The sequence below is a fragment of the Polyangium sp. y55x31 genome (genome assembly GCF_029946505.1).
Taxonomy (GTDB): domain Bacteria; phylum Myxococcota_A; class Polyangia; order Polyangiales; family Polyangiaceae; genus Polyangium.
On record NZ_JARZHG010000073.1, the window covers coordinates 1 to 14550 of the forward strand.

At 69.6% G+C, this 14550-nt stretch carries 7 protein-coding genes; 2 read left to right on the top strand and 5 right to left on the bottom strand.

Annotation, left to right across the window (positions count from 1 at the left end):
- From QHF84_RS49440 to QHF84_RS49450, 3 genes are all read right to left on the bottom strand, one after another.
- Positions 1 to 777, bottom strand: a 777-nt coding sequence (locus tag QHF84_RS49440; RefSeq protein ID WP_281320661.1) for a hypothetical protein, incomplete at its 3' end; no start/stop codon positions are given.
- A 51-nt stretch (positions 778 to 828) separates the two neighbouring features.
- Positions 829 to 1959 (bottom strand): tetratricopeptide repeat protein, encoded by a 1131-nt coding sequence (locus QHF84_RS49445; RefSeq protein ID WP_281320662.1) that lies wholly within the window; start codon positions 1957 to 1959, stop codon positions 829 to 831.
- Positions 1960 to 1991: 32 nt separating this feature from the next.
- Positions 1992 to 2807, bottom strand: coding sequence for an STAS domain-containing protein (locus tag QHF84_RS49450; protein ID WP_281320663.1), 816 nt, complete (start codon positions 2805 to 2807; stop codon positions 1992 to 1994).
- 196 nt (positions 2808 to 3003) lie between these two features.
- Between QHF84_RS49450 and QHF84_RS49455 the strand changes: the two genes are divergently transcribed.
- The gene (locus tag QHF84_RS49455; protein WP_281320664.1) at positions 3004 to 4965 is read left to right on the top strand and encodes a serine/threonine-protein kinase; all 1962 of its coding nucleotides are present in this window, start codon (positions 3004 to 3006) and stop codon (positions 4963 to 4965) included.
- Positions 4966 to 6772: 1807 nt separating this feature from the next.
- Here the strand turns inward: QHF84_RS49455 and QHF84_RS49460 are convergent.
- A complete protein-coding gene (locus QHF84_RS49460) occupies positions 6773 to 9469 on the bottom strand; it encodes a hypothetical protein (protein ID WP_281320665.1) in 2697 nt (898 codons plus the stop codon).
- A gap of 474 nt (positions 9470 to 9943) precedes the next feature.
- Between QHF84_RS49460 and QHF84_RS49465 the strand changes: the two genes are divergently transcribed.
- Positions 9944 to 12574: a tetratricopeptide repeat protein gene (locus QHF84_RS49465; protein ID WP_281320666.1), complete on the top strand. Its 2631-nt coding sequence runs from the start codon at positions 9944 to 9946 to the stop codon at positions 12572 to 12574.
- Positions 12575 to 12580: 6 nt separating this feature from the next.
- Here the strand turns inward: QHF84_RS49465 and QHF84_RS49470 are convergent.
- A partial coding sequence (locus QHF84_RS49470; RefSeq protein ID WP_281320667.1) for a tetratricopeptide repeat protein occupies positions 12581 to 14550 on the bottom strand: 1970 nt, incomplete at its 5' end.

The following is a 14550-nucleotide window of genomic DNA, read 5'->3' on the forward strand; positions in this document are numbered from 1 at the left end:
GCCCGCGCCGCCGAGGCCGCCGGAGCCACCCGCGCCGCCGGGGCCGGTCGGTCCGGTCAAACCCGTGCCGCCTTCTCCGCCGAGCCCGCCGACGCCGCCGACGCCGCCGACGCCGCCCATGCCGCCGTTTCCGCCCGGCCCCACGGGCCCGACGCCGCCCATGCCGCCGCTTCCGCCGGGGCCCACGGGCCCGACGCCGCCCATGCCGCCGGCGCCGCCCTCGCCCTGGCTCACGTCACACGCGGACGTGTTCTTTGCGCATTCGTCCCCCGAAATTTCCGAATCGACACAGCCAAACTTGGCGACACACGTCGAGTCCGGATCACACGGCTTGCCGATGCACTCGTTCCACATGAAAATCGGCAAATCGAGCGGCGTGCTCGGGATGAACCGGAGCCTGCGCCGGGCGATGATGCAGCGATCCTTCGTCGCCTGCGTGGCGTTCGGATCGAGACACAGGGCGCCGCTCACCCCGACGCCCGTCGCGACCTTGATGGCGAGCAGTTCGTCCTTCTCGCTCTTCGGCACGAGCACGAGGGAGCCGATCCGATCCCCGATGCACGTGAGCGCCTCGGTGCCGGCCGGCGGGTTCGCCTCGAGCGATTGGTAGTCGTTGGCCACCACGATCGCCGTGCTCGCCACCTGGCTGCAGGGCACGTCGGTCTTGATCTCGATCGTGACCTGCGTGGGCTCGAGGCACCCCGCGAACGCCGCCGCGACGGTCACCGAGAGGGCCGCCAGGATCGGACGACGGAGCTTCCCCTTCCCCTTGCGCATGGCGCGATTGGACATCCGCGCCCCGAACGCGTCAAGGGGCGGCGCGCACGTTCAGAGCTGTCCGAGCTCCGGAAACTCGCGCCGCAAGTCCTGTTCCAGTGTGCCCGAAGGCGCAAGCTTGCGCACACGATCGAATGCCCCGCGCCCCTCCTCGCGCCTGCCGGCCGCGAGGTAGACCCGGACGAGCCACGCCGCGATCACCACATTGTCGGGGAGCGCGAGCCCCGCGCGCTCGAGCCGATCTGCCGCGGCGCCATAATCGCCGGCCTGGTACAAGCTGAGCCCCGACGCGAGCAAGAGCAGCGGATCGCCCTCTTCGAGCGCCTCGGCCCGGCCCACGAGCGCGAGCGCCTCGTCCTGTTTGCCCGCCGCGCGCGCCGCCCGGATCGCATTCGTGTAGAGCGGCTCGTACCGCGGAAACAGCTCGATCCCGCGGCGCAGGACGGCGAGCGCCTCCTCGTACCGCCCGGCGCGGTTCAGAAGGACGCCGAGGTTGTTATGGATCTCCGCCACGTTCGGCCGGCGCGTGAGCCAGAATCGCATCGACGCCTCCGCCTCGTCGAGCCGCCCGGCCTGCATCGCGTCCACGGCGAGGTTGTTCTGGTAGAGCGCGAGGGCCGTGCCGTCGTCGATGGTGTTGTACAGAGAAAGCGTCCAATCGGGCGCTTCCTTGGCGAAATCCATCACGACCGCCATCGGCCCGCTGCCATACCCGACGGCCACGTGCGAGGACAGGAAAAACGTGCCGTTTTTCTCGTAATGCCCCTCCACCTTCCGCACGTACACGAAATATACCGGCACGCCGAGGTGCCGCGCGAGCGCCGTGAAGAGGTGCGTATACGAGACGCAATCGCCCTGCCGGGCCCGGAACCCCGCCCGCGCCGTGAGCGATTGACTCGGCGCATACCGGAACGCGAGATCGTCCCGCAGGTACCGCGAGAGCCGCCGCAGCCGCTCCTCCGGCGTGCCCATGCGCCCCACCACCCGCTCGACGTCCGCCTTCATCTCCGCGTCGATCGTGAGCGGATCCTCGACGACGAACCCCTCGGCGCGCGCCTCGCGGACGAGATCCGCGACCGTCACCGCCGGTCCCTTCGGCGGACGCGCCGCGGGCTGACACCCCGCGCTCCCGAGCAGGCACGCTCCCACGAGGAAAACCCGTCGCCCCCACGCCCCGCGCACCGCAGCTCTCCCTCCGCTCGCCCTCGCTCTCGTCAACGCCCCTGGGACCGCCCGAGCAGACCCAGCGCCCAGTGTAACCCATCTTCGAGCCGCGCGAGCGTCACGAGCCCGCCGAGATCGACCCCGCCCGCCACCATCGTCCGCGCCAGGTTCGGCCGCACCCCCACGAGCGCCGGCGTGGCCCCGAGCAGCCGCACCGCAGAGGCCGTCCGCACGAGATGCGGCGCGACCACTTCGTCGACGACCGGCAGCCCCGTCACGTCGAGCAGCACCACCTTCGCCCCGTGCTCGGAGACGCTCGCGAGCAAGACCTCCATGATCCGCTCGGCCCGCGCGCCGTCCATCCGGCCGACGAGCGGCAGGAGCAGCACCCCGCGCGAAAGCGGCAGGACACGCGCCGAGAGCTCGAAGATCTCCTCGGCCTGCGCCTGCGTGATCGCCTCGCGCGCCTCGAGGAACGCGTCCGCGAGCGCGGCCGCGCCGGCATAACTGAAGCGGCTCCGCGCCATCTCCCAGAAGAGGCGTGCCTCCGGGTCGTCACGAAATCGTTCGGCGAAGCGCTCCGTGAGCACCTGGAAGCCCACCTCGAACCCGCGGAGCATGTCCGAGATCTTCGCTCCCTGCGCGCTCCGCTGCGCCCCGATCGCGCCCATGAGGCCGATCAAGGTCTTGGGCGCGCCGACCGCGAGATCCTGCAAGACCGCCTCGAACACGCGCTTGACCGAGACGAAGAGGAGCTCCCGAGAAAAGCGACTGTAAAAAGGGTTCCCCTCGGCGAGGGCACGATCACACGCCTCCGCCACGTACACGTCGATCCCTTCCTGGAATGCGTCGATGACCCGCTGCATGTACGACCTCGCGTGCACAGTGGTAACAGGATCTTCCTTCCCGAAAATGCCTTTCCACGCCCCGGACGTCGTCTTGGAGCGTATCCAGCACCGGCGAGCCGCCTCACGGCGCCCGGACGACCGAACGCGTCACGAAATCGAGGGGGGCGCCGCCCGGCGCTTGACCGCTTTTGCAGTTTCGGCTTGCTTTGAATCCATGAAGCGACCGCGGACCTCCGAGCCCGATCTCTTCGACGACTCCGTGGAGGAGCCGCCAAAGGCCACGGAGGAAGAGGGGCGCACCTCGATCCCGCCGCCCGCGCGGATCTTCTCCGTGCCCCCGCCCGTCGATCCTGCCGAAGGCGAGGCCTTCGGCATCGAGCCGCTCGATCGCTACGTCGAGAAACGAAAGCTCGGGCGCGGCGCGATGGGCGAGGTCGCGCTCTGCAAAGACACGCGCATCGGCCGCGACGTGGCGCGCAAGGTGATCCTGCCGATCTACCAGTCCGATCCGCAGGTCCGCGCCCGATTCCTCCGCGAAGCCCGGGTGCAAGGGCAGCTCGAGCACCCCTCGATCGTCCCGGTCTACGACCTCGGCGTCGACATCGAGGGATCGATTTACTTCACGATGAAATGCCTGCGGGGCCTGACGCTCTCGCAGATCGTGAAGGAGCTGCGCAAGAAAGACCCGGCCGTCGTCGAGGCCTACAGCCGTCCCAAGCTGCTCCGCGCGTTCTCGGCGGCCTGCCTCGCCGTGGACTTCGCCCATTCCCGCGGCGTGCTCCACCGCGACCTCAAACCGTCGAACGTGATGCTCGGCGATTTCGGCGAGGTCTACGTCCTCGACTGGGGCCTCGCGAAGCTGCGCAAGGACACGCCCGAGGTCGGGCTTTCGCTCGACGACTCCTCGGACGACGTGAAGACGGCCGCGGGCAAGATCCTCGGGACGTTCGGGTACATGTCGCCCGAGCAGGCGATGGGGAAAGTCAGCGCGCTCGACGCGCGCAGCGACGTCTACTCGCTCGGCGCGATCCTGTTCGAGATCCTGACGCTCGAACCTTTGCACACGAAGGACACCTGGAACGCGATGATGCTCGCGACGCTCCAGGGCGCCGACGCGCGCGCCTCGGCCCGCGTCCCGACGCTCGATCTGCCCCCGGAGCTCGACGCGATCTGCATCAAAGCCACGGCGCTCGACCCCGACGCGCGGTACGCGTCGGCCCGCGAGCTGCACGACGTGATCGAGCGATTCCTCGCCGGCGACACGGACGTCACGGTGCGCCGCGAGATGTCGACCCGCCATGCCCGCGCCGCCGAGGCCGCGGCCCGCCGCGCCGAGGGCCCCGGTCCGGAGGCCGCGGAAGCCCGGCGCGAGGCGATGCAGGAGGTCGGCCGCGCCCTCGCGCTCGACCCGACGAACCGCGACGCGTTACGCCTGCTCGCCCGGATCATCACCACGCCGCCGAGCGAGATCGTGCCCGAGGCGCGGGCCGAGATGCGCGCGCGGGGCTTCGGGCGGCTGCGGCTCGCGCTCCGGGACGGCGTGCGTTTCGACGTGGGGAACCTGATCCTCTTGATTCCGCTCGCCTTCTGGATGGGCGTGCGGAGCACGGCGCACCTGCTCGCGATCGTGGGCCTTTCGGCGATCTCGTCGGCGCTGAAGCTGCTCGCGGCGCAGTCCGAGGAGGTGCGGCGGCTCTACATCTTCGGTTATGGCGCGTTCCTGTTCAACATCCTCGCGCTCGGCTTCGTGGCGCGCGCGTTCGGGCCGTTGTTCTTCGTGCCGATGGTGCTGCTCATCTTCACGTTCTCGTTCTCGATGACGCACTCGGGCCGGTTCCGCGCGGCGGTCATCGTGACGGGGCTGCTCGGGATGCTCGTGCCGCTCGGCCTCGAGCTCTGCGGGATCATCTCGCGTTCGTACGCGTTCCAGAACGGGGCCTTGGTGATCCTGCCGCAAGGCGTGTCATTGCCCGAGCTGCCGACGCTGGTGGCGCTGACGCTCGCGAATGTGTTTTTGATCGTGGCCCCGAGCGTGATCATGGGCCGCGTGCAGCTCGCGCTGCGCGAGGCCGAGATGCGCTCGGCGATGCAGGCGTGGCACCTGCGCCAGCTCTTGCCGGAGGAGGCGCGCTCGGCGACGCCGCCGCCCCCGGCGGTGTCGCGGCTCGGGGGATGAGGGTTCGATTCGCGGACAAACGCCCCGCGAACGCGAAAAAACAAAGTTTGGATTGACAGGACGCCTGTTCTCGGACAAACAGGGCCTCGGAGGGCGCGTCCGCACTGGATCCACGAACTCGAGTCACCCACCCGGTCTCCGGGAGACGGGCCGAGAAAAACCGCCTTGTCGGCACTCTGGTGGGGCGCGCCCTCCTTTTTTCGAGAACATAGAGGTAACGAGCGCCCATAGAAGAGGGCGATGCAGGCGTTGAGGTGCTTGCCCAGACGTGCGCCGCCTCCATCGCCACCTTGTGCGCGGCGTTTGTCGGAGCACTCCCGCCCGTGCCGAAACCGGCGTCGATTCGTCTCACCAGGCCAGGCGCGCGGTGTTCGGCGCGGCCGGGGGGCTGGACGTTCGTGCACGGATCGCCGAACGACGAAAGATGTTGATTCGCGAGTTCGGATGTGCATGCGGCATCGTCGTAGAGCTGCATCGAGACAAACGTCTCGTTCCTCGGCGCGAGCGGGGGACGGTTCGGGATCAACAACGAGACCACCGTCGGCGGTGGTCTCTCCTGGGAGCGCGTGAACGTGAGCGCCGGGCTCTCGCTGGCGGCGTACTCGCTCCCAATCTGCGGCCCACGCCTCTGCGGTCAGGTGCAGGGCCTTGCCCCAGGGGCCAGCGCACGGCTCGACCTATTCGGCCCGTACCTCTCCGGAAGCCTCGGCTGCGCCGCCGCCTGGATCACGGGCGCCGTATATCCCGTGTGGAGCGGCGTCTCGGTGCGTTGCTCCGCGGGGCCCGTTGTAGGGTGGACGGTGCCCGCGAGCGGCAGGCCTTGGGGCGTCACTTGCCGACAGGAACCGAACGGGGCCTGGGGTTCGTCTCCGCCGTGACGCATGATTCGAAGGAGTGAGGTTGTCCTTCGTCGCAAAGGATCGTCTCGTCCCAGCAGCAGTAGGGGCAATAACGCTCCTCCCCTCGCTGGAAGCAACCCTTGTAGCAAGCCGCAGACGGAGCATAACACTCTTCCCGGACAACCAGCTCTCCGGCGTCATTCCGCCGTCCCGGCTTCTTTCGCTCCTCTGCTCGACAGCCCCCCAACATCACGATGAGGCCCGGGAGAGCCAATAGAAATCGGAGTGCGTTCGTGACCTTCATCCTAGCAGCCTGTGGACTTGTCTGCTGCGCGCCCCATTCGTCGGTCGACATCTCTCGAAATCCTTCAGGCCCCCTCGCTCCGCCGCCCTAGCTTCGGGGCGCTCGCGACGATCATTCCACGGCCTGCTAGTCAGGACACGAGTAAAACCTGTAGCTTTCATTGGCTCGGCATCTTCTTCCCATATCGGTGCAGCAATTCGTACACTCAGGACCAGCGCCAGCTTTGAAGCAACTGTTCTGGCACGCGATGGTCTTGTAATCGCAAGGACCGAGATCAGGCTCATCGCTGTGGGAGCTGCAACCCCCCATCGCGCCCACGATGACGCCCATGGCGACGCACCTGATCACGCGGGCAGCAAAGCTCCTATCGATGCCGGGCCTCCTCGTTCGACCGCGCGTCCTGTCGATCATGCGAACGGCTCCTGCCCATGCGTCGGGCCACTTCGACGAACTACCCTCCTGCCCCACCGCGATCCCTACCACCTCGCGCGCCGCGAGGGAACTCCCCGATGCACGACGTAGCGCGATGAGCGCACGCGCCTCCAGGGGCGCGGGTCGGGGAAGGTCGCGCGAATGCGGGTTCCGGGGTGGATTCGGGAGGGGCGGCCTCATGGACCGGCGCGCGGGCCCCAAACCGGGCCGCGCGCCGCTCACGTGCGCGCCATCAATGAATCGGCGTCGGTAGATACTGGGGGTTGGTGGTGCCATTCCCGAGCTGACCGTAATCGTTGAGGCCCCACGCGAGGACTCGGCCGTCTGCCGTCTCCGCGAAGGTGTAGGAGTCGCCCGCCCTCACGATGCCTGGAAGGCCGCCTGCGGGCAGGCCCTGGACGGGGGTCGGCCCCGGCCGGTCGGTGGTGGTCCCGTCTCCGAGCGCACCATAACCGTTGTATCCCCAGCAGACCGTCTTCTTCGCCTGGGTCAAGGCGCAGGTGTGGGTCACGCCGGTCGTGATGGCCACGACACCCGTGCTCAGGCCGGCCACGGGAGTAAACGTCAAGAACTGACCCCCGAAGCTCCCGACGCCGACCTGGCCATTGGCGTTGTACCCCCAGCAGCTCACCGCGCCCGCATTGGTGAGGGCGCAGGTGTGGAGCCCACCCGCCGCGATGCCGGCGACGCCGCTCAGGCCGAGGACGTCGACCGGGGTGGAACGGGGCGTCGCGCTGTTGTCACCGACCTGCCCGTGGCTGTTGTACCCCCAGCACTTCACCGTACCCGCGGTGGTGAGGGCACAAGCGTTCAAACCCGTGTTATCCTGCCAGCCGGACGCTCGCGAGACCGCGATTGCCGTCACGCCGGAGTTCAGTCCCTGGACGATCACGGGGACATTGGAGCTGGTGCCGGTCCCGTCCCCGAGCTGGGCATAACCATTGTATCCCCAGCACGCGACCGCTCCCGCGCCGGTCAGCGCGCACATGTACGCGTACCCGGCCTGGATGTCGACGGCGCCGGTGAGGTTCTGTACGGTGACCGGGGTGAGGCTGCTCTGGTTCATGCCGTTCCCGAGCTCGCCGTTACCGCCGTACCCCCAGCACTGCACCTTGCCATCGGTGAGCACGGCGCAGGTGCCCGACACCCCCACGGCCACCTTCTTCGCCGGTCCGCTCAGGCCGAGGACGGTGACCGGAGACAGGCGGCTCGTCGACGTGCCGTCCCCGAGCTGGCCATATTGGTTGTTCCCCCAGCACATGACGCCGCCGCTCTCGGTGAGCCCGCAGGTGTGATGGGAGCCCGCCGAGATGTCTTTCAGGGTGAGGCACGTATTGCCATTGTCGATCGTCGCATACCCCGGCTTGCAGGTGAAGCCGCACGCGCCGAAGGTGCACGACGTGGCGCTGCCGTTCGGCGGCGGCGCGCAGGCCTGACCGCAGGCGCCGCAGTTGTTCGGATCGTTGTCGGTGTGCGTGCAGAACTCCGACGAGGCGACGCCGCACGTGTCGTAACCCGGCTGGCACGCGCCGCCGCACGTCCCATTCGAGCAGACCTCGCCCTCGGGGCACGCGTGCCCGCAGCTCCCGCAGTTCTGCGGATCGACCGACGTATCGACGCAAAGCGTGGTGGCGCCGACGGTGCACGTCGTCGAGCCCGCAGCGCAGGTCTTCGCGCAGATGCCGCCCGCGCAGACCTCCCCAGCGGCGCACGCAAAGCCGCAGCTCCCGCAGTTCTTGGGGTCGTTGATGAGGTTCGTGCAGAGGCCGCCGCAGAGCGTGCCGTTGATGCCATTGCAGGCGGCGGCGCAGACGCCTTGCGAGCAGGCCTCGCCCACCGGGCACGCGTGGCCGCAGCTCCCGCAGTTCTGCGGATCGTTCTCGAGCACGGCGCAATACGCGTCGGCGCCGCTGCCGCAGGTCGTGTACCCGGCGGCGCACGTCTCGCCGCACTGCTCGCCGGAGCAAACTTGCGCGCCCGCACAGGCGTTGCCGCAGGTGCCGCAGTTCTGCTCGTCGGCGTCCGTGTCGACGCAGAGGCCATTGCAGTTCGTATCGAAGAACCCGCTGCAATACGGGGCGCAGCTCCCGTTCGAGCAGAGCTGGCCTGCGGGGCAGACGGCGCCGCAGGCGCCGCAGTTTTGCGGGTCGTCGTGGAGGTCGGCGCAGTGCGCGGTCGCCCCGGATCCGCACGTGGCCTCGCTCGCCGCGCAGGTCGCGGCGCACTTGCCTGCCGAGCACACCTGGCCGGCGGGGCACGCATTGCCGCAAGCGCCGCAGTTGAGGTTGTCGGAGGCGGTGTCCACGCAGCCTCCGGCGCAGAGGGTGGACGTTTTGCCGGTGCAGCTCGCCCCGCATTGGCCGCTGGAGCAGACCTGGCCCGTGGGGCACACGAAGCCACAACCGCCGCAGTTCTGGGGATCGATGCTGATCGTGGCGCAGTATTGGTTCATTCCGACGCTGCACGTGGTCTGCCCCGGGCCGCAGCCGGCTGGCTGGCAGATGCCGCCTGCGCAGGCGCTCCCTTCCGGACAGGCGTTTTCGCACGCGCCGCAGTTTGCCGGATCGATCGTGGTGTCTTTGCAGGCGTCCCCGCACTGCGTGGTTCCGCCGAGACAGACGACGCCGCAGGTGCCCGTCGAGCAGAGCTCGCCGTCTGGGCATGCATTTCCGCATGCGCCGCAGTTTTTCGGATCGAGTGCCGTGTCGACGCAGGTGCCGTCGCAGTCGGTCGTGCCGTTGCCGCACACCGATCCGCCGCCGGAGCCTCCGCCGCCCGAGCCGCCTGCCATTTCGCCGCCCGTTCCGCCTGCGCCGCCCGAACCCACGGTCGACGACGAGCTCCCGGCCGAGCCCGTCTCTGTCGACGAATCGCTGTCACCGCACCCGAGTGCGGCGACTGCCGCGCTCAACAACACCACGGTCGTCATGCGACCACGAAAACCAAATATCATGACGTCTCCTTGTTCGTCGGCAGAACGGGGGCTCGTCGTTACCAATCGTCCACGATTGTGCCGGCGACCCTTCGTAGATCGAAGCGCCCGCGCCGAGGGATAAGATGTCGATAATCTCTCGATAAGCTGACCGCGATTCCCTCGACCTCCTTGGAAGAACTGCGCATCGCGCAGTTCTTCCACCACGGGTCCAGCGCTTGCGCTGGTCCGGGTCGAGGGGCGGATAGCCCCCGCGGGGCCCGGGGCAGCGCCCCGGCGCGACGCTGCTGACGAGGCGCACGTCGTCGACACCCCCCTGGTCGTCCCCTACAGTCCAGGGCCACGATGGTGCGAAACGCGCCGCGCTCGTCCCCATCGCCTCGAACCAACGTCAAGGCTCGCTCGACGCGGTTCATTGGACGGGAGCCTGAGCTTGCGGCGCTTCATGCGCGGCTCTCCACCGAGGTCCTGGTGAGCGTCCTTGGCGCGCCTGGCGTGGGCAAGACGCGGCTCGCGCATGAGTACGCGCTCCGCTGCGCGGATGCGTATCCGGGGGGCGCTTGGATGTGTGATTTGACCTATGCTTCGGGGGTCGATGGCATCTGTGGGGCGATCGGCGCGACGCTCGACGTCCCCCTCACGGCGGGGAGCAGCGCGGGCATGCTCGCGCAGCTTGCGGATGCGATCGCTGCGCGGGGCCGGGTCCTCGTCATCCTCGACAACTTCGAGCACCTCGTCGCGCATGCGCAGGCGACGCTCCCGGTCTTGCGCGAGCGTGCGCCGGAGGCGCGGCTGCTCGTCACTTCGCGCATGCGAACCGAGGTCGAGGGCGAGGCGATCCTCGATCTTGGGCCGCTGCCTTTGCCGCGGGGGAGTGCGGATGTCGCTGACTCCGAGGCGGTCCGCCTCTTCGTCGATCGTGCGGGGCTCGTTGCGCATGACTACGCCCTCACGACGGACGAGTTGCCTCGTGCGGCGGCGCTCGTGCGCGAGCTCGATGGCTTGCCGCTGGCGCTCGAGCTTGCTGCGGCGCGGATGCGCGTCTTCTCGACGGCCACGTTGCTCGACAACCTGCGCCGCCGGTTCGACGTGCTCGTGCGGGGGGCTTCTGCTGGTGGGCCGCGGCATGGCTCGCTCCGGGATGCGATCGATGCGTCTTGGAGGGCGCTCGACCCTTGGGAGCAAGCCGTGCTCGCGCATTGCGCCGTCTTTCGGGGCAGCTTCGATCTGTACGCGGCCGAGCGGGTCATCGACCTTGGCGAGGGCGCTCCGCGTGTGGCCGACGTGCTCCAGTCGCTCCGTGATCGATCGCTGCTCGCGCGTGAGGCGCCGCGCGAGGGGCCCGATGATGCGCGCTTCACGCTCTACCTGAGCATCCGCGACTATGCGTGGGATCGGCTGCGCGAGCGGGGCGCGGCTGACGACGCCATCACGCGCCACACGGCGTACTACGAAGAGCAGGCGAGCACCTGGGCGGCCAAGGCCGATGGGCCGGAGGGCGTCCTTGCCCGGCGCTGGCTCTTGGCCGAGAAGGAGAACTTGCTGGCGGTGCACCGCCGCGCGTTCGAGCGGAACGGACCGGCGCGCGCCGAGGACGTGCGCACGGCGGCGCGCGTCGCGCTCGCGCTTCAGCCGGCGCTCACGGTGCACGGCCCGCTCAGCTTGGCGGCGGCCTTGCATGACGCGGTCCTCGGCGCCTCGGGCGCGGCCGGGCTCGACGTGGATCTACGCGCGCGGGCGCTCGCCGCGCGCGCCGAGGTGCACCGGCTCATGGGCGATTATGCGCGCGCGCTCGCGGATGCCGACGAGGTGTCCTCCCTCTCGACCGAGACGCGAGACCACGACGCGCTCGTGCGAGCGCTCTTCACGAAGACGCTCGTCCACGTCTTTCAAGCTCGCTTGCTCGAGGCCAACGCGGAGCTCGACCGCGCGCGGGGCTTGATCCACCTGGACGATCGGCGGCTCCAGGGGCGCATCCTGGCCGTGCTCGGCGTGATCCGGGTCTTCGAGGGCGCGCAGGACGAAGCGCGGGCGTTGTTCCAGAAGGCGCTGCCGCTCCACCGCGAGGCGGGCGACATCCATTTCCAGGGCATGGTGGAGGGCAACCTCTGCGTCGCGCAGGTCCATTTCGGGCGCATCGAGGAGGCGCGCGAGCATGGCGAGCGCGCGGTCGCCATCCACCGCGCCCTCGGCAACCGCCGGAACCTGGCCAATTGCTTCTGCAGCCTGGCCTCGATCGCCGACGAGCTCGGCCAGCCCGACGAAGCGGCGGCGTACTGGGAGCAATCGATCCGCATCGCGGGCGAGATCGGCGATCGCTACACGCTCGGCGTCGTCCTCGGTCACCAGGGCAGCCACCTCTTCATGGCCGAGCGGCTCGGCGAGGCGCGGGAGAGCTGCAAGCGCGCGCTCGTCAGCTTGCGCGACCAGCACTCGATGGAGGTCGCGATCCACGCGTGGCTCGGCAGCATCGAGGCGACGACCGGGCGCGTCGCCGCCGCGCGCGAGGCGTTCGCCGAGGCGGAGCGGCCGAGCTGGGCGCGGGAGCGGCCCACGAACGCCGCGGTCATCCACTATCTACGCGGGCACCTCGATCTCGCGCTCGCCCGCGAGACCGCGGCGGGCGGTGATCTCGCGGGCGCGGAGCTCCACGTCGCCACGGCGAAACGACGGCTCGTGGAGGCGCCCCTCGCCCCGCCGCGGCTCGAGGTCACCCGCGCGCGCCGCTCGCTCGAGCACGCGCTCCTCAACCATGGACGGGCTTCCGAGGACGCGGCGCTCCTCGTCCATCCCGAGGGGGAGTGGTTCCGTGTGCCCTCGGGGAGGCGTGTGGACTGCTCGCGCCGACGCCTGCTCGGCCGCCTCCTCGTCGCGTTGACGGAGCAGCGCCTCGCGCGACCCGGCGCGCCGATGTCGGTCAAGGATCTCGTGGCCAGGGGATGGCCGAGCGAGCGCATCTTGTCCGGCGCGGCGGTCGCGCGCCTTCGGGTCGCGCTGAGCAGCTTGCGCAAGGAGGGGCTCGGCGCGCTCCTCGTGAGCCACCCCAAGGGCTACTTGCTGGATCCGAACACCCCCGCGCGTTTTGCCGCGCAGGGCGAATGAGGCGAGTTACTCCTGCCCGATCGCGATCCCCAGCGTGTGGCGCACCGCGAGGTAACTCTCCGACACCGAGTACGCGAGCAGATCCTTCAGTTTGTCCGTGGGCAACGGATCGTCCGCGAGCGTCGGCTCCGCGGCGAGGATCTTCTTCGCCACCCCGATGTCTCCGCACAGGATGAACCCGGCGCGTGTCGCCGTGAACTCGACCGCGCGGAAGTACCGGGCGATGTCCGCCTCCTCGCGCTCCGAGACGAACTTCCGCACGAGCACGCGCAGGCCGTCCTGCTCGCGTGGACCCATGAACGACCGGAGCACCTTCGCCGTCGTCTCCGCGCGCGTGTCCACGTCGCGCGGCGTGTTCGCGTCGGGCATCACCATCTTCACGGCCGCGTGGAAGATGACGCGTAGCTCCTCCGCGCTCGGGAAGAGCAGCTTGATGTAGTGCTCGCCGCGGTACATCGCGAGGTGTTTGCCCGCGATGAACGCGAGCTCCTCCTGGGAAAAACCGCCGAGCAGCGTCTGGCCCACGACCGACGCGGGCGGCTCCGTCGGCACCGCGACGATGCCGCCCGGCACGTCGCTGCGCACGAAGAGCGCGGGGCACGTGACGCCGATGACGCGCGATGCCCAGCCCATCGTGCGCACGAACGGCACGCTCGACGTCGTCGGGTCCTGCCGCAGGAAGGGATCGAGCGCGAGCAGCTCCTTGCGTTGCCGGAGCGCCTCGACCTTCGCCTTCATGGCCGCGCGCGCCATCATCTCGAAGATCTTCCCGACGAGCAGGCTTTGATCCTCGTGGAAGACGTGGCGCGCCCAGAGCTCGTTGTCGAAGCGGCTCTTCACCTGGATGCGGCCGTCGGGGCGGTAGTCCTGGAAGTAGGTCACCTGCTCCTCGTCGGCCTCGCGCAGGAACGCGAGCGCCGCCGCGGCACACCAGGCCGGATCGTAGAAGCCACGATCCACGCTGAGCCGGTAGATCGCCCGGTAGGCGTCGACGTACCCGGGATCGACGCGCAGGATGGCCTGGTACGAGGCGATCGCGTCGTCGATCTGCCCGATGTGCGCGCAGAGGGCGGCGAGCGTGAGGTGATCGGAGATCGCCTCCTCGCGCGAGGCGTTGCGCAGCGCCATGCGGAAGGCCTCGACGGCGGCGCCGGGGTTGTCGAAGAGATCGCGGTAGATCTCGCCGAGCTTGAACCACAGCCGGTGCTTGAGCGAGGTGTCCTCGGTGCCCGCGTGCCGGTGCAGCATCTTCCGGTAGGCGCGCTCGATCTTCTTCCAGTCGGCGCGGCCCTCGTGGATCGCCACGACCTGATCGAAGGCCTCGACGAGGCTCGGGTTCTTGTCGAGCGCCTCGTCGAGCAGCTCGAGCGCGCGATCCGTCTGGTCGAGACGATCCTGGTGGACGAGCGCGAGCTGGTAGAGGTAACGCGCTTTGCGCTCGGCCGTGGGCTCGGCGCCTTCGAGCTTGCGCAGCACGTCGCAGAGCTCGGTCCATTTGCCGTCGAGCTCGAGCTGCATCGCCAGCTCTTGCAGGCGCGCGCGCTCCTTGGGCGGCATCGGCGGCGCCGCGATCTTGGGCGGGGGCTCGCGCCGCACGGGGACGGGCGGAGGCGCGGCGGGCTTGCGCGGCGGCGGCGCCTGCGGGGGCTTGGGCGGCGCCGCGGGCTTCGTGAACATCTGGCTCGGGCGCGTGGCTTCGTTCGGCGTGGGGCCCGAGTCCGAGAGCTTCGGCCCGGAGTCCGTCAGCGCGGGCGCGGACTCCGTCAGCACCGGCGCGGACTCCGTCAGCGCGGAGTCCGTCAACGCGGGCACGGGGTCCGACAGCACCGGCGCGGAGTCGACCAGCGACACGAGCGCGGAGTCGAGCAGCGAGGGGCCTTCGGAAGCGGAGGCGGCCGCCGGCGCGGGCGCCGGGGTCGCGGCGACGGGCGCGGGTGCGGGCGTCGCGGCGACGGGCGCGGGCGCGGGGGTCGGCG